Here is an 18,049-nt window from a genome sequence, read left to right as displayed (position 1 = left end):
GCCACCGGCCCGAGTTCCACACTCGGGCCGGTGGCCTTTTTCATGCGCCAACCCGGCAACTGCGGCTAGGCTTCAAGTACGAACGTAGGAGGATCCACATGGGCCAGAGCCCCCACCCGTCGGCGGCACGAATTGAACGCATTGGCATCCTGGGTGCAGGCCGTGCAGGCACCGCTTTGGCTCGTGCGGCCGCGACTGCCGGCATAGCGGTCAACATCGCTTCCTCAAGGCCCGTGAGCCAGATGAAATACCATCTGGCTCAATACGCTCCGCAGGCACAGGCGGTGCCGGCCCAAGACATCGGTGCGGGCGTCGACTTCGTCGTGCTTATGGTCCCTCAGGAGGACCTGGACGACGTGGCGCAGGCCAGCCTGGCGGGTCTGGTGTTGTTGGATGCGACAAACCGGTGGCAGGACGAACCCTTGCCGGACTGGCTGGAAATCAGCCTGCGTGCTGGGCTGTCCAGCTCCGAGGCCATTGCCGCGCATTTTCCGGAGTCGCGGGTCGTGAAGGCGCTGAACCACATCAGCCATTGGGATCTGGATTCCGACGGATCGGTGAAGGCTGGGCACCGTCGGGCACTGGGGATCGCCACCGATTACCCAGAAGGCGCCGCCCTCGCAGAGACTTTGATTAGCGCGCTGGGCTACGAACCGGTTCGCTTGGCCAATCTTGCCGCAGGCCACTGGCTGGAACCGGATGGCGAAATCTTCAATCAGGTACTCGGCGCCGAACAGCTACGGTCGATCGTGCGGGCCTAAGCTGCATCCGGCAGAACAAACTGCAGCTTGGCGAAGGGGTGGCGCAAAACCTTCGTCAGATCCCAGTAAACGAGCGAATTGCTGTGACGCTCAACACTGATTCATCGAAATTTTATGTTAAACCACTAATCAAGCCGGAGTTTCCCGCATGATTCCGCGGATTTTGGAGCCTTGATGGCCAATCCTGCCCGATTGGTAAACGTCGCCGGACGGTGGTAAAGTTTTACTTCGTTGCCAGCGATAACAACGCAGACAACGCATAACCTGCGCGGGTGGCGGAATAGGTAGACGCGCTAGCTTGAGGTGCTAGTCCTCGCAAGGGGGTAGGGGTTCAAGTCCCCTTTCGCGCACAGGTGAAATCCCCGGTTGACTTCGGTCAACCGGGGATTTTTTATATACCAGTACTGACAGCAAACAGGGGCTAAATCCCTAAGTCCCAACCAGGCGATCGCCGAGGACGCATCTCAGTCCCAGCCTCCATGCCTTAGCTCCGACTCAGTTACTCAGGAGATAACCCACTCGTCTTAGTTGGAATAGGATCCCGGCGCCGGTAGAATAGTAGAACCAACACTTGCGGGAGCGCACATGTCTACACTTAAAATGCGAACTGCTTGGGTGGATGAAGCCACTCACAGCGTATACCTTGAAGGTTTGACCGTCAGCTCGGAATATGCTGAAGAATCAAAAAATTACGTTGCGGGTGATATCACGGCAGATGAGCTAGTGAGGATTACTCGAGAACGATATGGCCTCAAATAATAGTATCGAGGATCCGTATTTGATCAGCCCCGATGGAGTTCTGCGGAACTTAGTCGGGGCCGACTCGTCTCAAGCGCTCGCGAAGGCCGAAGCCGACCTATTTCACGCACGTGTCGTTCAACTTCGCGATCATGAACTAGTGGAACCAACTCGTGATGCCTCGGAAATAAAAGGCCTCCACAGGCATCTATTTCAGGATGTTTACGATTGGGCCGGCGAATACCGGACCATTAATATGCGGCGGGGATCAGGACAATTTTTTGCACCCAGCTCTCACATTCCCTTTCTTATCGACAATGTCATGTCCGAGCTGGCGAATCGCAACCATCTCAAAGACCTGGATAAAGAAGGCTTCATTGATTCACTAGCGAAATTTTACGACGAGCTCAACCACATTCACCCGTTCCGTGAGGGAAATGGTCGGATGCAACGAACCTACTGGTCGAGACTAGCGTTTTCCGCCGGTTGGTACTTGGTTTGGCAATCTATACAAGGTAACGAATTGAACGAGACAAGCAGAATCGCAAGGGAGGATCTGAACCTAGAGCCTTTGCGTCGGGCTTTGGATAGGTGTGTCTCGGCCGTACCACCAGTTTAAGCTCCTGATTTGTCCCATGTTTCGTTGCACGGTGATTCATGAACCGCATCAACTACTTTCAATGGCCATGATCTCCGCCCCTCGGTTAGCCCGTCGATGCGTGGGTTAAGGTGAGCTAGCAGTAGGTGCAGAATCGATTTGCCCGGGCGATCGCAGGACGACCGCATCGCTCGCTACCGGAATCTGCCCGGGATGCATCCACCTCGCGACGCCGCGTCGCCTAAGCAATCTTGTGGTGGCAGGTGGCGATGAGTACTCCGCCAATTTATCGGTTGCACGATATCGAGCTTGCTCTTAAGCAACCCACCGTTGCCAGAATTCAAGTAACTCGACTTAGCCTCCGGCGCATAACGCGGTGATCTGACATTTGGTCCGCCATTTACCTTGCACCATATTTTAGTCCATCGAAGGACCAGCCACACTTCGAACATTGCTGGACAGGGTCTACCCCGAAACACCTTATTGCGGTAATTGGTAATATCAACACGACCCTCATTTGTCCTACGGTCTTATTCTCGATCCGGCTGGAGCCTCTCTACATGCGCATCGCCATGCTCTCCCTGCACACCTCCCCCATGCAACAGCCAGGGTCCGGAGATGCAGGTGGCATGAACGTCTACATCCAGAATCTCTCGTTCGCCCTTGGCGCGCTCGGGCACGAGGTTCACATGCTCACCCGTACCGCCGAGCCGAGCAGCAGCGTGGAGGTAAATCCGGGCGTGTGGATGCATCAGGTGCAGGTCGCCGCCGGCCAGGTGCTAAGCAAAGACGAACTGCCTGCCATTATCGATCCGGCCGCCGAGCAGATCGCCGCGCACCTGAGCGGGCTTAAGATCGACATCGTGCACGCGCACTATTGGCTCTCGGGCATCGTCGGGCAGAAACTTGCCGCAGCGTGGCAGGTGCCGCTGGTGCTCACCATGCATACCTCGGCGGCGGCCAAGGAATTCGAATCCGGTCTCACCGAACCCGAGCTGCGCAAAGAGTCCGAAAGGGCCTTGCTGGCGCAAGCCGACCGGGTGATCGCCAATACTCCCGTCGAGGCCGCTCAGCTCGAGCGCTTCTACCAGCTCGAACGCGAGCGGCTCGATGTTGTGCTCCCGGGGGTGGACCACCGCATTTTCCACCCGGAGCAGGACAAGCTTGCCCGCCCCTTGGGCGAAGATGACCTGCATCTGGTCTATGCCGGGCGCATGCAGCGGTTGAAAGGCGCGCATCTACTCATCGAGGCGTTGGGCATTGCCCAGCGCAGCGCTCCCGATCTGCGCATTACCGCCTCGCTCTTCGGTGCGCTGTCCGGCGGCGGGGAATACGACCTGCCGGCTCTGGGACGCCGCGAAGGGGTAGCCGAGCATTTGAGCTTCTTCGGCCCCTTGCAGCCATCGGAACTGGCAACGGTTTTCGCCAACGCCGATGTGGTGGCCGTGCCATCGCTGTCCGAGACCTTCGGACTGGTCGCCGCCGAGGCACAGGCCTGCGGCACTCCGGTGCTGGCCAACCGGGTCGGCGGATTGGGCTACGCGGTGGACGACGGAGTTTCGGGCTGGCTGATCCCCGAGCCCTCCGCACAATTGTGGGCCCAGCAGCTGATCGAACTGGCCCGCAATCCGGCGCGCGTGACCCGGGCCGGGCACGCGGCGCTGGAGAATTCGGGCGAATTCACCTGGGAGCGGGCCGCGGTTGCCACCCTGGCCAGCTACCGCATGTCCTGCCAATGCCGTTCCTAGGCGGCTCAGCGCCGAGGCTCGCCCGTGGACGCGGTGATCACCATGTCCTCGAGCTTGGGCAACGCCGCGGCTAAACGCTGCTCGGCCTCGGCGATGATCCCTTCGATCTGCGAGAGTGCCGCGTCGGCGACGACGATGGTTGAGCTGCCCTGCAGCCGGTGCCCCACCCAACGCAATTGCAGCCGCGAGACTTCCAGCACCCCGGGTGCCCCTTCCAGCGCGGTCCGGGCGCGGGAAACCAGCTCGGGCTCGATGCCATCCATCAGCCGCCGGCCAATGCTTTTGACCGTCCCGGCAAGCAGCACGATGATCGCCGCTGAAATCAGCAGGCCGATGACCGGATCGGCCAGCGGGAAGCCGAGCATCACGCCCACCGCGCCAAAGACCACCGCCAGGGAGGTGAAGCCGTCGGTCCGCGCATGCACCCCGTCGGCCACCAGCGCGGCCGAACCGATCTTCTGCCCGACCCGGATCCGGTAGACCGCCACCAGCTCGTTGCCGGCGAAGCCGATCAGCCCGGCGGCGAGCACCCACCACAGGTTCTGCAGCGGCTGCGGGTTGACCAGCCGCTCGATCGAATGCCAGGCGGCGAGCACCGCGGACAGCGCGATGACCAGCACGATGAACAACCCGGCCAGGTCCTCGGCCCGCCCGTAGCCGTAGGTATAGCGTTTGCTCGCCACCTTGCGGCCCAGGATGAACGCGATCCACAGCGGCACGGCGGTCAGCGCATCGGAGAAGTTGTGGATGGTGTCGGCCAGCAACGCCACGGACCCGCTGATGACCACCACGATCACCTGCAACAGCGTGGTGGCCAGCAGGATCACCATGCTGATCTTCAGCGCGCGGATGCCCTCCCGGTTGGCTTCCATGGCGTCGTCGATGGAATCGGCGGCATCATGGGTATGCGGCATGAACAGCTCGATCAGCCACCCCTTGAACCCCGTGCGATGGACGTGCCCGTCGTGGTCTTCGTGCGAGTGGTGGCCTAATTCATCGGTGGTGTTCACGGTGTGCCTCGCTCGCCGCGGTGGTGCGCGGGCACGCCGCCCAGGGCATGTTCGGCTTGGTAGATCGCGTCGGCCACCAGTTTCCTGGCATGTTCGTTTTCCAGCCGGTACATGACCTTAGTGCCGTCCTGGCGGGTGGAAACCATCCGCGCCAGACGCATCTTTGCCAGATGCTGGGAGACCGCCGCCGGGGATTTGCCCACGATGCCGGCCAACGTGCCCACCGCCATTTCACCTTCGCGCAGGGCCAAGATGATCCGCACCCGGGTGGCGTCGGCGAGCATGGAGAAGACCTCCACCGCGAGTTCCACATACTGGCTGTCGACCTGCAGCGAACAAACTCTCTTATCTGCATTCATACGCACATTATGGCATTACAGACCTTCCCCGGCTAGGGCGCAGCACGCTTTATTCCTCGCGGGTCAGCCGCAGGGAGAAGTGCGGTTTGCCTTTCCGTGAATTCCAGCCTTGCACCGCGAATCCCGAAGCGCTCGGCGCAAACGACAGATCCACGGCACTCGGCAGCACCACCGGTGTCTGGAATTCGATCTCCCACTCGTAGTTCCCGTTGGCTGGTTCAATAGCGGCCAGCGCGCGGGCGGCCAGGTAGATGCCGTGCGCGATCGCCCCGGGCATGCCCAAGACCTTGGCGCTGAGCGAGCTGAGGTGGATCGGGTTGTAGTCCCCGGCCACCGCGGCCCAGCGCCGTCCCGTGCCGCCATCGAGTTTCCACGCAGCGGTGCGGCGCGGCGGCACAAAACGCTCGTGGGTCTTGGCCTCCGGCGCCATCCCGGAAAGTCTGACCCCCTTGGCCAGAAATGTGCTGCGCAGCGTGAGCCGGGTTTCCCCGGCGACCACGATCTTCACCACCAGATCACAGCAGGCGCCTTTGGCATGCGGCACCAGGTTTTCGGCATTCACTTCGACGTCGAAGACCTCGTCCTGGGCCAGCGGCTGTGCGACGCTCACCTCATTGCGCAGGTGGATCATGCCCAGCAGCGGTAGCGGGAAGTCATCGCGCAGCATCAGCGACATCGCCAGCGGGAAGGCCAGCGAGTGCACGTACAGGCTCGGAAGCTTCCCATTGGCCGGCGCGCTGACTGCCTGGCGGAAGGCAGTCAGTTTTTCCTGATCCGCGCGCGCCCCGTGGAAGATCAGCGTCACCTCGGGCAGCACCGGATTTTTCGGTTTGCGCGTGAGGGTTTTCACCGCCCGGGCATACACCGCTGCCATGCTCGGAATTTCGGTGACTAGTTCGGCATCCACTTAGGCACCCACCAGCGATTGGCCGCAGACGCGCAAGGTCGCCCCGTTCAGCCCGGCCGCCGCGTCGGAGCCTAGGAAAGCGATCGCCTCGGCCACGTCCACCGGCAGTCCGCCCTGCATCAGCGAGGGCAGCACCAAACGCGCCACCGTCCGGGTGCCCAACGGGATCTTCGCGGTCATCTCGGTTTCGATGAACCCGGGGGCCACCGCGGTGATCGAGCCGCCCTTCTCGGCGAATAGCGCCGCGCTGGAGCGCACCATGCCGATTACACCGGCCTTGCTCGCCGCATAGTTCGTCTGCCCGCGGTTCCCGGCGATCCCGGAGGTCGAGGCCAGCGAGACCACCCGCAAGCCCGGCAGCTTGGCCGCGAGGAAAACCTCGTTCATGCGCAGCTGCGCGGAAATATTCACCGCGATCACCGAGTCCCAGCGTCCGGCGTCCATATTCGCCAGCAGCTTGTCCCGGGTGATGCCGGCGTTGTGCACCACCAGATCCAGCCCGCCGTGCCGAGTCAGGGCGTGATCCAGGATCCGCGTCCCGGCGTCCTTGGCAGTGACATCCAGCTGCAAGGTGGTGCCGCCGACCTCATTGGCCACCTTGGCCAGCGCATCCCCGGCCGCCGGCATATCCACCAGCACCACCTTCGCCCCATCGCGGGCCAGGGTCCGGGCGATTTCAGCGCCGATGCCGCGGGCAGCTCCGGTGACCACCGCGACCTTTCCCGCCAGCGGAGCACGGAAATCTGCCGGGAGCTCGCCTTGCTCGGTCCGCACGCTCAGGAATTGGCCGTCGACGTAGGCGCTGCGCCCGGAGAGGAAGAACCGCAAGGCGCCCAGCGCGCTGGGGCTGTCCGCCTGGGTCGCATTTTCCAGCACAATGCCATTGGCCGTGGCTCCGGCGCGCATTTCGCGCCCGAGCGAACGGATGATCCCATCGATGCCCTGGCGCACCGCGGCCACCGCAGGGGCATCCTCGGCCAAGGCGGGACGGGAGAAGGAGACAACACGCGCTCCGGGGACCAGCTGGCGCAGCGCGGCGCCGGTGCTGAGCATCAATTCGGAGAGCTGTTCGGGGTGGGTGAGCTCATCGAGCAGCAGTACGATCCCGCCGAGCTTGCTCTGCCCGGCGTCGTGGCGGCGTACGTCCAGCCCCCAGGAAACCAGCGTGTCGCACAGCGCCGCGGCATGCGCGGATCGCCCGAGCACGAGCACCGGACCGGGCAGCAGCGCGGTGTCCGGGGTGTAGCGGCGCAGCCGCGGCGGACGCGGCAGTCCGAGCAGCTTGGCCAGCTTCTTGGTCATGCCGGTATTAACTAGTTCCAGGTACTTATCTGCCATTTAGCTTCGTGCCTCCAAGATTGCGACAACGCCCTGTCCCCCGGCTGCGCACACGGAAATCAGCGCGCGGCCAGAACCTTTTTCATGCAGCATCTTCGCGGTGCTGGCGATCAACCGTCCGCCGGTGGCGGCGAAGGGGTGCCCGGCGGCCAGCGAGGAGCCGTTGACGTTCAGCTTAGCCCGGTCGATCGATCCCAGCGGTTCATCCAGTCCGAGCTTTTCGCGGCAGAACTCCTCCGACTCCCAGGCCTTCAGCGTGGCGAGCACGGTGCCGGCGAAGGCCTCGTGGATTTCGTAGAAGTCGAAGTCCGCCAGGGTGAGGTTATTGCGTGCCAGCAGCCGTGCGGTGGCGTAGGCCGGAGCCATCAGCAGCCCCTCGCCGCCGTGCACGAAGTCCACCGCTGCGGCCTCGAAGTCCACGAAGTTCGCCAGCATCGGCAGGTCATTATCCTGTGCGAACGCTTCGCTGCCCAGCAGCACTGCGGAGGCGCCGTCGGTCAGCGGGGTGGAATTCGCCGCGGTCATCGTCGCCGCGTCGCCCAGCGTCTTGCCGAAGGCCGGCTTGAGCTTTGAGAGCTTTTCGAGGCTCGAGTCGGCGCGCAGGTTGTTGTCCTTGGCCAGGCCGTTGAAGGCGGTGAGCAGATCGTCGAAGAAGCCGCGCTCGTAGGCGGCGGCCAGATTCTGGTGGCTGGCCAGCGCCAGCTCGTCCTGCTCCTCGCGGGTGATGCCCCAGGCGTGGGTGGTGATCGCCTGGTGCTCGCCCATGGACAATCCGGTACGCGGTTCGCCGGTGCCCGGAGCCGAAGGGGCCAGATGCGCCGGGCGCAATTTGGACAGGGCGGTCAGCTTGGCCTTGGTGCTGCGCGCACGGGAAAGTTCCAGCAGCACCGCGCGCAGTCCCTCGGAAACCACGATCGGCGCGTCACTGGTGGTGTCCACCCCGCCGCCGATGGCCGAATCGAGCTGGCCGAGCTTGATCTTATTGGCCAGCGAGCCAATGGCCTCCATGCCGGTGGCGCAGGCCATCTGCACGTCGTAGGCCGGGGTGGCCGCGTCCAGCGAGCTGCCGAGCACCGACTCGCGTATCAGGTTGAAGTCCTTGGAGTGCTTGAGCACCGCGCCGCCTGCAACGGCGCCCAGGCGCGCACCTTGCAAACCGAAGCGTGCCACCAGTCCTTCCAGCGCCGCGGTGAACATGTCCTGGTTCGAGACGTTGACGTAGGCGGTGTTCGAACGGGCGAAGGGAATGCGATTGCCACCGATGATGACTGCATTGCGCACTGGCTGATCGGCCATGGAGGAACTCCTAGGGTTGTGAGAAGTATTACTGTAACCAAGAGTACATGATACTGTGGGTTACGTGAACAAGATCACCCCCGATAACGACTCGGCAACCGACGGCCGCTCGGCCCGCTGGCAGGCGCACCGCAGCCAACGCCACCAGGAACTGCTCAAGCTTGCCCGCAAGGCGGTGCACAAGCTCGGCCCGCAGGTCTCCATGGAGGAGATCGCGGCCCACGCCAACACCTCCAAACCGGTGTACTACCGCTACTTCGGCGACAAGGAAGGGTTGCGCCAGGCGCTGGGTGCCGTGGTCATCTCCGACTTCCGCGACTCCATCATCGCCGCCGGGCTCGCCGAGGGGGACGAGGCCGGGGCGCTGCGCGCGATGGTCACCGCCTATTTGGAACTGGCCAAAGGCAGCCCGAACCTCTACTTCTTCGTCACCGCGCAGACCCCGGATGTGCTCATCATGCCCGATCGCGCGGCCACCGGCTCCACCGGGGCGCTGAATGCCTTCTTCGACGAGGTCACCTCGCTGATGAACGAACGGCTCAGCGCGCACTTCGCCTCGCACACATTAACCCCCTCCAAGGCCACCGCACTCTGGCCGCGCGCGGCGCTGGGCATGATCCGCTCGGCCGGGGAGCTCTGGCTGCGCCAGCCCGACGCCCCGGACAAGCCCAGCCTGAACGAACTTGCCCAGGCCCTGGGCGCCTGGCTCACCCACGGCATCTCCCCCAACTCCCGCTCCTAGCATTCGAAAGGCTCCACCATGACCAGCATCAACGTCAACGCCCTCGCCGAACAGCTGCTCGGCCCCTACGCCGAAATCCGCAAGGACTCCCGGGCCCGCGCCGCGGACCCGAAGCTGCAGCGCGACCCCTCGTGGTCCATGGATGAGCACCGCGAGCAGGTGCTCGGCCAGCTGAAGATCCTCGTCGAGCAGCAGGCCGTGCAGCGCGCCTTCCCGAAGGAATTCGGCGGGCAGGATGACCACGGCGGATCCATCGCCGCCTTCGAGGAACTCGTCGCCGCGGACCCCTCGCTGCAGATCAAGGCCGGGGTGCAGTGGGGCCTGTTCGCCGGCGCCATCATGCATCTGGGCACCGCCGAGCACCACGCCAAATGGCTGCCCGGCGCGATGAATCTCCAGGTCCCTGGCGCCTTCGCGATGACCGAGATCGGCCACGGTTCGGACGTCGCCGCGGTGGCCACCACCGCCACCTACGATCCGGACAGCGAAGAATTCATCATCCACACCCCCTTCGCCGCGGCCTGGAAGGAATATCTGGGCAACGCCGCGCTGCACGGCATCGCCGCCACCGTCTTCGCCCAGCTGATCACCAATGGCGTCAACCACGGGGTGCACTGCTTCTACGTGCCAATCCGCGACGCCAACGGCGAGTTCCTGGCCGGCATCGGCGGCGAAGACGACGGGCTCAAGGGCGGGCTGAACGGCATCGACAACGGCCGGCTGCACTTCACCCAGGTGCGCATCCCGCGCACCAACCTGCTCAACCGCTACGGAGACGTGGCTCCCGACGGCAGCTACAGCTCCCCGATCTCCTCACCGGGCCGCCGCTTCTTCACGATGCTCGGCACCCTGGTCCAGGGCCGCGTCTCGCTGGACGGCGCGGCGACCGGCGCTTCCAAGATGGCCCTGCAGATCGCGGTGACCTACGGCAACCAGCGCCGCCAGTTCAACAGCGTCTCGGACACCGAGGAAACCACGCTGCTGGACTACCAGCGCCACCAGCGCCGGCTGCTGCCCCGGTTGGCGCGCACCTACGCGGCCAGCTTCGCCCACGACGAGCTGCTGGACAAGTTCGACGCGGTGTTCTCCGGCCGCGAAGACACCGACGAGGACCGCCAAGACCTGGAAACCCTGGCCGCGGCGCTCAAGTCGCTGAGCACCTGGGACGCCCTGGACACCATCCAGGAAGCGCGCGAGGCCTGCGGCGGAGCCGGCTTCATCGCCAAGAACCGCTTCACCCAGCTGCGCGCGGACCTTGATATCTACGTGACCTTCGAAGGCGATAATAACGTGCTGCTGCAGCTGGTGGGCAAACGCCTGCTCACCGACTACGCCCAGGAGTTCCGCAAGCTCGATACTGGCGCCATGGCCCGCTACGTGGCCAAGCAGGTGGGCACCACCGCGCTGCATCGCTCGGGGTTGCGCAGCGTCGGCCAGGCCTTCGTGGACATCTCCGATGAGCGCAAGAGCGCAAACTTCTTCAAGGATCCGCAAAACCAGCGCGAGCTGCTCGCAGACCGGATCAACGCAAAGATCGCCGAGGTGGCCACCGCGCTGCGCACCGCCGGCAAGGACAAGCTGAAGGCAGCCAACGCCTTCAACGAAAATCAGGACCTGCTCATCGCCGCGGCCCGAGCGCACGGCGAACTGCTGCGCTGGGAGGCCTTCACCGCCGCCCTGGAAAAGATGTCCGACGCGCCCACCTGCGAGGTGCTCACCTGGCTGCGCGACGTCTTCGCGCTGAGCGTGATCGAGGACGATCTGGGCTGGTTCCTGGCCAATGGCCGCCTGTCCATGCAGCGCGCACGCACCCTGCCGGGCTACATCAACCGCCTGCTCGCCCGCCTGCGCCCGCACGCCCAGGAACTGGTCGATGCCTTCGGCTACACCCAGGACCACCTGCGCGCGGAGATCTCCAGCGGCATCGAAGCCGAACGCCAGGACGAGGCTATGGCGTACTTCGCCAAGCTGCGCGCCAGCGACCAGGCACCGATCAGCGAGAAGTCGCTGAAGAACTCCCGGGCCTAAGACCGCGGCACGCCCGCCAGCAAAATGCTCTGCTGGCGGGCGTGCTGCGCAGGTTTTCCATCTCAAGACGGCAATGCTCCGATCGCCACCCAGGTCAGCGCCGGGTCTTCACTACCGCGCTAAATACGTCTCAAACCGCGGTTTCAGCAAGCTGAAGCACTGCCTGTTTGCCTAGTGCAATAGAAATCGAGCGATGCCAAAGCTGCGGCTTTCCGGGTCTCGGTTCGCAGCCGTCCTATGATTGACGCGGTCGACTCGACGGAGGCGAATTCACCTTCCGATAAATTAGCGGCTGTCACCTGTGTTAGCTGCTCCGCACTGATCATCAAGCCATCGTCGCCTTTGAGCTCGAAGGTGTGGCAGGCATCGATCGCCACCTGCGTCTTAAAACCCAAATTTCCGGCCATCCGCGCGGTGGTTTCCACGCACATATTCGTTTGAATTCCGCAAAGAACGATGCGATCCATATTTTGGCCAGTTAACCATCTGGCCAGGTCCGGAGTCCCGTAGAAAGCTGAATTCACGGTCTTAGTGATTTTGATGGTCGGAACGACATCGGCCAAGAAGGGCTTCAGCTTCGACGTTGCGTGTTGTGGATGAAAAGTTGACTCGATGCGATCAGAGGTATGGGTGACCATGACGATAGGCAGTCCCCGCTCCTGCCAGCTTTCGACCAGCCATTGAATATTCTTTTCGGCCTCGGAGTTATTTCGTCTCCCCCAGTACTCGGCGCGATCAAAAGTTTGTTGCACATCGATAATGATCAGCGCTGCTTGTGAAACCAGTTTTTCCCGTGGATGTGATGCGTTCTCGGATGTCTGCACCGATGGCATTTGGGTCGATGTTGCAGTCTGGTCGTCGATTTCATTCATGGTTACAACTTTGCCGCCGGTACGGCGCAAAGCGTGAGAGTCAGTTATGACACTGTTCGATGATTTACCGCCATATAATGGTCAGATGCTCAATGTAGCCCTGCTATTAATGCCAGGATCAAGACTTTTTGACGTCGCCATCGTCGCCGAGACATGGGCTACCGAAAGAATCTCGTCTCCACCCGTGGACATAGAACTTCGTAGGTGTTCGGATGAGTCAGAACTAGTAGAGCTGACGGATGGGGCAGCGTGCGCTGCCGATGGATCCCTTACCTGGGCTACAAATGCGGATGTGCTGCTGATCCCCGGATTAGGTAACCCCGACAGCATTCCAGATTCGATATACCTGCGAACCATCCGTGAAGCGCACCAACGTGGGGCAGTCATTGCCTCGCTGTGCTCGGGCGCATTTGTCTTGGCGGCAACCGGGCTCTTGGATGGGCACAAAGCGACCACGCATTGGGGGCTGACCGATAAATTCGCCGAAAAATTCCCTCAAATCAAAGTCGATCCGTCGGTACTCTTTGTGGGCAACAATCGCGTGTGGACTTCCGCTGGCGTGGCAGCGGGCATAGATTTGAGTATTCACTTGATCCGCCAGTTGTGCGGCGGAATGGTTGCGACAACGGTTTCTCGATCCATGGTGATGGCACCACATCGCGCCGGAGGTCAAGCACAATTTGTACGTAGTCCGGTAGCCCTCAAAGATTCAGATGGACAGGCGCTCCATGCGGTCCGTTCCTTGCTGTTGGAAAATCCGAGCCAAACCCGAACCGTGGCTGAATATGCTAAGTTCGCCTGCATGTCCGAGCGTACGTTCCTTCGACGATTCGCTGCAGAAACAGGAACAACACCCCATCAATGGGTGATGACGTGGCGCGTAGATGAGGCCAGCCAGTTGTTAGAAGAGAGCACCAGCTCGATTGCCGAGATCGCCCGTGCGGTCGGATATGCGACTCCAGTATCCTTCCGCCAAAGATTCCGGGCGATCAAGGGAATGGCGCCGGTGGAATACCGCAAAGCGTTTCAGATGCGAACTTAGGGCGGGACCCGTTTTCTGTATTGAGACAATCCACGCGGATCAAATTGGCCGAGAGCCAAAGCGAGCGCGACAAAGCTGAATTGGAAGCCAGCGTTTTCCATGCACTGGCGTAATTTGACAGCGGTATTCAGTCATTGGTCAGCACAAGGTCGCTGAAGTAGTCAAAGGCCCTTTATTTCCCGGAGAGACCAGATTACCTATTTGATGGCCGCGGATTTCGAGGATTCCACCGCTCGGTATGCGTTGATCAGCGCGGCGGTTTCTACTGCAGTTTCTAGATCAGGCATGGAGATGACCTGTTGCTGGTAGTAGCCCATGTCGATCAACACCGCGGGGCCATCACCGGTGATGAACCCCCGATCCGAAATATTAGATCGGTAACCCCAGCCACCGTAATCCAGCGCTTTCAGGTCCTTAATATGGACCCCTTTGATATCGGCGTAGTCCAGCTTCATTACCTTCCAAAAACCGGAGGCCACGAACCGGGTACCCGCCGCGTCCACCACAAAGGTCCCGGCGAAAAAGATCCAGTAGAAGACTCCCGCGACGGTAGAGGAAAATACCAGATAAAACTGATCCATATACCATCCGACAAGAACCGCCAGTAGCGCTATTGCCACCACCAAATAGCGGAACGGTGTCACCCTCAACGGAATTACGTGCACTACGCGCTGAGCCGCGCGCCCCGCTTCTATTTGCGATGCTGCGGAAGCTGGATCGTTGGCTACGTCATTCGCTCGAAGGGCTTCCACGCTTTGATCGCGCACGATCTCCTCGGGACGGTAGGCCATAACGGTTGCAAATCCAGCCAGGGCGGATACAACGATTGCTCCGGCAATCACTGGCCCGGACAACTCAGCATGTTCTGCGGTCGCCAAACCGATCTGACCGGCCACGAGCGCGACGAATAGGCCGGTGACTATGGAACTCAAAGCTACGCCGAATCCCAATCCGATTCGAGCAAGCATGAGCGAATGCCCACGCATCATAATCGCCGACAAGCATATGGCAACACCAATAAAAACCGTCAGCAGCACGGTCGTCAAGGCCACATTGGCAAGGGTCGCAAACTCGTCAACCTCACCGCTTCCATTCCAATGAACTGCAAGCACTGCGGGTAACCGGCTCTGCACGCTATACATCCACGCAGAAGCAGCCAACGCTAGGACCAGTAGCCCACCGAGGCATCCGAGAGCCCAGTTTCTGTTGTACATCTTCTTCTGTTCCGCCACGATGCCTCTTCTCCTGCAAGCCCCTAAAGCCCATTCATTAGAATGAACCTTACCAAGTGAATAGCCAGTTACCCAATAATCCGCATATCACTTGTTGATCAGCGCGAGGACTTCAACGCGATGGCAGAAACGATCGTGGCAATGGAGCCGTTCTTACCCTCAAAGCTACGGCGCTCGCTCCAGGATGATTTGAACCCGGCGTTCGCAACCTTGTCGGCAACTCGTTCTAACCTGACAATTCTTTCGACAGCAAAATCAGGATGCTCTTTTTCGCTTGGGGGAAACCCCGCTCGCTCACAACACGGACCACTGCTGCAACTGTGTTGCCTCAAATGCTCGGAACCAGCGACTTCCCCCGACTCGCAGAGCGGATGATTTCGGAACTTCAACTAGCCCTAATGCCTCAGCATGAAAATTGCGGACTCTTTCCTCCCGGCCCGCCAGCATGGACACCTGAACATGGTGCAAAACATCGGACTTCGAAAATTATCAGCGGCGAGTACCCAGGTTGCAGCACATAAACGAGCGTCAGTTACTGACCCGTGAAGTATTCGTTTTCACGCTAATCCACAGTTGGTAAACACCACCCCAAACCGTCCCAACCACCCCGTACAGTGGAAACATGTTCGAAGAACAGAACGAAGCCAAAAAAGACTTCGAAACCCAGCCCCCAACCAGGCCACCCACCCCAGGCGTCCTGGACACCCCCATGCCCTTCATCGAAGACCTCAACACCCGCCTCGCCACCACCTTGCAGCACCGCAACAGAGCCACCCTCACCCAGAGCATCGACGACCTGGAACGCCTCAAAGCCAGCTGCAGCGCAGCCCAAGCCAAACTCGCCTACCACTACGAAAAAGAAGTCGTCCGCGACCACGAAGACCGCGGCATCCACATCGACCGCAGCGAACGCGGAGCCGCCGCAGCCATCGCCATCAACCGCCGCCAATCCACCCACGGCGCCTGCAGCTACCTCACCTCCTGCCGCATCCTCAACGAAGACACCCCACACCTGGCCCACGCCTTCGAACAAGGGGACCTCACCGAGCGACAAATACTCGCCATCACCGCGCCACTCCAAGAAATCGACACCAACCCCCGCCGCGAATTCGACGCCCTCTTCGCCACCCACCCGGACATGTTCACCCACCTCGGCCTCAACGCCATCACCGACACCGTCCGCAAATTCACCGAACGCTTCCAAAGCAGCGAAAAAGCCATCCAAGCCGAAGACGAAGCCGCCAATCGCCACGTCCACTTCCGCAAAGGCAAAAATTGCGTCCTGCTCAGCGCGAAACTCCCCCTCATCGAGGGCACCGCACTAGCCAAATCCATTAAAGACCGCGCCAAAGCAATCCACCGCACCGGCCAAGACCCCCGCACCAAAAAACAACTCCAAGCAGACATGCTCATCTGCAGCCAACTCGACGGATTCCCACCCAAAATCCCGCTGTTCCTGGACGTCAAGCTCATCATGACCGACAAAGCACTATTCCTCGGCGACCGGGAACCAGCAAACCTGCCAGGCTACGGAATGCTCCCCGCGCAATACGCCCGCGAACTAGTCGCCGGAGCCCGAGTAGACCTCAAAGACCCCTTCCACCTCACCGTCCACGATGACGAACTCAACCGACGGATCTACACCTTCCCCGAAATCCAACGAATCTACACCGCCCCAGGGAATCAAGACCTCATCGCCATGGACTCCAAAGCCCGCGAATTCCCCGAAGGACTCAAAGAATTCATCCGAATCCGCGACGTGCACTGCCAAACCCCCTACTGCAACGGAGTCCCGGAAGAAATCGACCACGTGGTCCAACGACACCTCAATGGGCCGACCACGGTCCACAATTCTTCGCTCCGCTGCTCCTTCTGCAATAAAGCGAAGGAACTGCCGGGCTGGTATGAAAAAGTAGATCCGTATCTGCCCCATTCCATCGTGATCGACACCGGAGACGGACGGACCTACCGCTCCTTGGCGCCACCAGCGACGGGAGTGGTCCGGGACTATGAGCCCCCGGTCATTCACCTACCGCAGCATCAGCAAGAGTAAACAACCCAGCTGGCGTTGGCCTGCCTGAAGCACAATCCTCTAGCCGGTGCACACCGAGGTATTCACGAAGGTGTACGAGACTTGTTGTGAATTATGCGGCATCCAGCTCTTCAAAGCGCCCCTTGGGCAGCGCCAAAACATAAACGATGGCCGAGACGATAAAAACGAGCAAGAACGACAATAGTCCAATACCCACACTCTGACTGGTGGAGCCATTGGGTTCTTGCCCGAAGGTGCTCATGACGGCACCAAGTGCAACACCAAGCACCGCATAGGCGAACGATTCCGTGCTCACGACGATCGATTTTTCAATCTGATACCAGTGTCCCGACACAAAGAATCCCCTTGCGGTGAACCCGCCGACGATAAACGCCACCGTTGCGATAATGCAACAGGTTACGAGCATGCGCAATGCTGATCCGTAGCCAACTCCGTCGGGCCCAACATGAATTGCAACATGCTCCGGTATCCAAGGGCTGGCCAGCCAATAGGCCAGCAGTGTCAGTGCAATCGACAAGCCGGGCGCGAAAATGAATAGAACTCGTGTTCCGGCAGGGCATGCATCATGAGAAATGGGTGTATCCACTAGGCCTTTAGTCATTGTCGCCTCCCACAGGATCCGAGCGATCTTCCTGCTACCATCAGCAGTAATACTCTTTAGCCTACCGGAATGAGAAAGACCATGCTAGCGCCAATGCTTATTTCATTATTTTTGACGCTGGTGTTTAGTGGGACTTATTTCTGGGAACGCCGAGAACGGAAGCGCACGCACTCAAAAGAGGACAGGTTCTTTGGTAACTGGGCCCTCGTCGCATTTTGGATGGCTCTGTTCTTCACAGTCGTGTTTACGCTCGAACTCTTCACAATGCCGACTGGGTAACTGCACAATTAGCGTTGAACCATTGGTTCCCTCAGGGGCTGTGCCCGGAGTCAACGAACTAGACCAGCAAAGACTGTGATTTCACATCAAAAATAGGGACGAGCCCACACGAGTAAGCTACGTAGTCATTCGAAATGAACATCGGGTTCTCCTACAGTGCAGGCAGGACACCGGATACTTTGACAACCACTGGTCAAATGCTGCCGCGGGTTATATCGAAGTTGGCGAGTCGGCCGTCCAAGCGGCCGTTCGTGAGGCACGTGAAGAACTCGGGATTGAGCTGAATGCCACGCAGCTAGAGCCGCTCACCACCATGCACCGACCGCAATACAGCAACGGAACTTCGGCAGGACGAGTAGATTTCTTCTTCGAATGCACCATTTGGAATGGCGTGCCTCGAATCATGGAGCCGTAAAGAACGTCTGCACTTACTTGGTTTGACCTT

At 60.7% G+C, this 18,049-nt stretch carries 17 protein-coding genes and 1 tRNA gene; 10 read left to right on the top strand and 8 right to left on the bottom strand.

From position 1 onward, the window contains the following. The first annotated feature begins 98 nt into the window (after positions 1–98). The 5 genes from LG294_RS08330 (at position 99) to LG294_RS08310 (ending at position 3,845) form a co-directional block, all read left to right on the top strand. Positions 99–761: an NADPH-dependent F420 reductase gene (locus LG294_RS08330; RefSeq protein WP_404291305.1), complete on the top strand. Its 663-nt coding sequence runs from the start codon at positions 99–101 to the stop codon at positions 759–761. Between the two features lie 266 nt (positions 762–1,027). Continuing rightward, positions 1,028–1,111: transfer RNA gene (locus tag LG294_RS08325), tRNA-Leu, on the top strand. Between the two features lie 235 nt (positions 1,112–1,346). After that, on the top strand, positions 1,347–1,520 hold the full coding sequence (locus LG294_RS08320; RefSeq protein WP_404291304.1) for a hypothetical protein: 174 nt from the start codon (positions 1,347–1,349) through the stop codon (positions 1,518–1,520). Next, on the top strand, positions 1,507–2,118 hold the full coding sequence (locus tag LG294_RS08315; protein WP_404291302.1) for a Fic/DOC family protein: 612 nt from the start codon (positions 1,507–1,509) through the stop codon (positions 2,116–2,118). Before LG294_RS08320 ends, LG294_RS08315 begins: the two co-directional genes overlap by 14 nt. A 539-nt stretch (positions 2,119–2,657) precedes the next feature. Beyond that, the gene (locus tag LG294_RS08310; protein WP_404291300.1) at positions 2,658–3,845 is read left to right on the top strand and encodes a glycosyltransferase; all 1,188 of its coding nucleotides are present in this window, start codon (positions 2,658–2,660) and stop codon (positions 3,843–3,845) included. 5 nt (positions 3,846–3,850) lie between these two features. On the opposite strand, the gene LG294_RS08305 is transcribed toward LG294_RS08310, so the two are convergent. The 5 genes from LG294_RS08305 to LG294_RS08285 all read right to left on the bottom strand — a co-directional run bounded on the left by LG294_RS08305 (position 3,851) and on the right by LG294_RS08285 (position 8,755). Continuing rightward, positions 3,851–4,759, bottom strand: a complete 909-nt coding sequence (locus LG294_RS08305; RefSeq protein ID WP_404291704.1) for a cation diffusion facilitator family transporter — start codon at positions 4,757–4,759, stop codon at positions 3,851–3,853. Positions 4,760–4,851: 92 nt separating this feature from the next. Beyond that, the gene (locus tag LG294_RS08300) at positions 4,852–5,214 is read right to left on the bottom strand and encodes an ArsR/SmtB family transcription factor (RefSeq protein WP_404291298.1); all 363 of its coding nucleotides are present in this window, start codon (positions 5,212–5,214) and stop codon (positions 4,852–4,854) included. Between the two features lie 49 nt (positions 5,215–5,263). Next, positions 5,264–6,121 (bottom strand): MaoC/PaaZ C-terminal domain-containing protein, encoded by an 858-nt coding sequence (locus tag LG294_RS08295; RefSeq protein ID WP_404291297.1) that lies wholly within the window; start codon positions 6,119–6,121, stop codon positions 5,264–5,266. Further along, entirely contained in the window at positions 6,122–7,459 is a 1,338-nt protein-coding gene (locus LG294_RS08290; protein ID WP_404291295.1) for a 3-oxoacyl-ACP reductase, read from the bottom strand. Beyond that, a complete protein-coding gene (locus LG294_RS08285) occupies positions 7,460–8,755 on the bottom strand; it encodes an acetyl-CoA C-acetyltransferase (protein ID WP_404291293.1) in 1,296 nt (431 codons plus the stop codon). Positions 8,756–8,819: 64 nt separating this feature from the next. Here LG294_RS08285 and LG294_RS08280 point away from each other — a divergent pair, with 64 nt between their 5' ends. Next, the gene (locus LG294_RS08280; protein WP_404291291.1) at positions 8,820–9,497 is read left to right on the top strand and encodes a TetR/AcrR family transcriptional regulator; all 678 of its coding nucleotides are present in this window, start codon (positions 8,820–8,822) and stop codon (positions 9,495–9,497) included. A gap of 18 nt (positions 9,498–9,515) precedes the next feature. After that, complete coding sequence (locus LG294_RS08275) at positions 9,516–11,525, top strand: acyl-CoA dehydrogenase (RefSeq protein ID WP_404291289.1); 2,010 nt, start codon at positions 9,516–9,518, stop codon at positions 11,523–11,525. 143 nt (positions 11,526–11,668) lie between these two features. Here LG294_RS08275 and LG294_RS08270 read toward each other — a convergent pair whose 3' ends face one another. Further along, positions 11,669–12,397: an isochorismatase family protein gene (locus LG294_RS08270; protein ID WP_404291287.1), complete on the bottom strand. Its 729-nt coding sequence runs from the start codon at positions 12,395–12,397 to the stop codon at positions 11,669–11,671. 85 nt (positions 12,398–12,482) lie between these two features. On the opposite strand from LG294_RS08270, the gene LG294_RS08265 reads away from it, so the two are divergent. Beyond that, positions 12,483–13,439: a GlxA family transcriptional regulator gene (locus LG294_RS08265; protein WP_404291285.1), complete on the top strand. Its 957-nt coding sequence runs from the start codon at positions 12,483–12,485 to the stop codon at positions 13,437–13,439. A gap of 197 nt (positions 13,440–13,636) precedes the next feature. Here LG294_RS08265 and LG294_RS08260 read toward each other — a convergent pair whose 3' ends face one another. Further along, complete coding sequence (locus LG294_RS08260) at positions 13,637–14,671, bottom strand: DUF1648 domain-containing protein (RefSeq protein ID WP_404291283.1); 1,035 nt, start codon at positions 14,669–14,671, stop codon at positions 13,637–13,639. A gap of 622 nt (positions 14,672–15,293) precedes the next feature. On the opposite strand from LG294_RS08260, the gene LG294_RS08255 reads away from it, so the two are divergent. Next, complete coding sequence (locus LG294_RS08255) at positions 15,294–16,724, top strand: DUF222 domain-containing protein (protein ID WP_404291281.1); 1,431 nt, start codon at positions 15,294–15,296, stop codon at positions 16,722–16,724. A 91-nt stretch (positions 16,725–16,815) separates the two neighbouring features. Here LG294_RS08255 and LG294_RS08250 read toward each other — a convergent pair whose 3' ends face one another. After that, positions 16,816–17,310: a hypothetical protein gene (locus LG294_RS08250; protein ID WP_404291279.1), complete on the bottom strand. Its 495-nt coding sequence runs from the start codon at positions 17,308–17,310 to the stop codon at positions 16,816–16,818. 379 nt (positions 17,311–17,689) lie between these two features. Between LG294_RS08250 and LG294_RS08245 the strand changes: the two genes are divergently transcribed. Next, complete coding sequence (locus LG294_RS08245) at positions 17,690–18,019, top strand: NUDIX domain-containing protein (RefSeq protein WP_404291702.1); 330 nt, start codon at positions 17,690–17,692, stop codon at positions 18,017–18,019. Positions 18,020–18,049 lie beyond the last annotated feature (30 nt).

It is taken from the genome of Glutamicibacter arilaitensis, from assembly GCF_044793945.1.
GTDB lineage: Bacteria > Actinomycetota > Actinomycetes > Actinomycetales > Micrococcaceae > Glutamicibacter > Glutamicibacter arilaitensis_B.
This window is presented reverse-complemented; position numbering and strand designations above follow the sequence as displayed.

Bases quoted from the DNA above. Each gene is read 5' to 3' on its own strand.
- LG294_RS08330 (WP_404291305.1), top strand. From the start codon at position 99: ATGGGCCAGAGCCCCCACCCGTCGGCGGCACGAATTGAACGCATTGGC.
- LG294_RS08320 (WP_404291304.1), top strand. From the start codon at position 1,347: ATGTCTACACTTAAAATGCGAACTGCTTGGGTGGATGAAGCCACTCAC.
- LG294_RS08315 (WP_404291302.1), top strand. From the start codon at position 1,507: ATGGCCTCAAATAATAGTATCGAGGATCCGTATTTGATCAGCCCCGAT.
- LG294_RS08310 (WP_404291300.1), top strand. From the start codon at position 2,658: ATGCGCATCGCCATGCTCTCCCTGCACACCTCCCCCATGCAACAGCCA.
- LG294_RS08305 (WP_404291704.1), bottom strand. From the start codon at position 4,759: ATGCCGCATACCCATGATGCCGCCGATTCCATCGACGACGCCATGGAA.
- LG294_RS08300 (WP_404291298.1), bottom strand. From the start codon at position 5,214: ATGAATGCAGATAAGAGAGTTTGTTCGCTGCAGGTCGACAGCCAGTAT.
- LG294_RS08290 (WP_404291295.1), bottom strand. From the start codon at position 7,459: ATGGCAGATAAGTACCTGGAACTAGTTAATACCGGCATGACCAAGAAG.
- LG294_RS08285 (WP_404291293.1), bottom strand. From the start codon at position 8,755: ATGGCCGATCAGCCAGTGCGCAATGCAGTCATCATCGGTGGCAATCGC.
- LG294_RS08275 (WP_404291289.1), top strand. From the start codon at position 9,516: ATGACCAGCATCAACGTCAACGCCCTCGCCGAACAGCTGCTCGGCCCC.
- LG294_RS08270 (WP_404291287.1), bottom strand. From the start codon at position 12,397: ATGAATGAAATCGACGACCAGACTGCAACATCGACCCAAATGCCATCG.
- LG294_RS08265 (WP_404291285.1), top strand. From the start codon at position 12,483: ATGCTCAATGTAGCCCTGCTATTAATGCCAGGATCAAGACTTTTTGAC.
- LG294_RS08255 (WP_404291281.1), top strand. From the start codon at position 15,294: ATGTTCGAAGAACAGAACGAAGCCAAAAAAGACTTCGAAACCCAGCCC.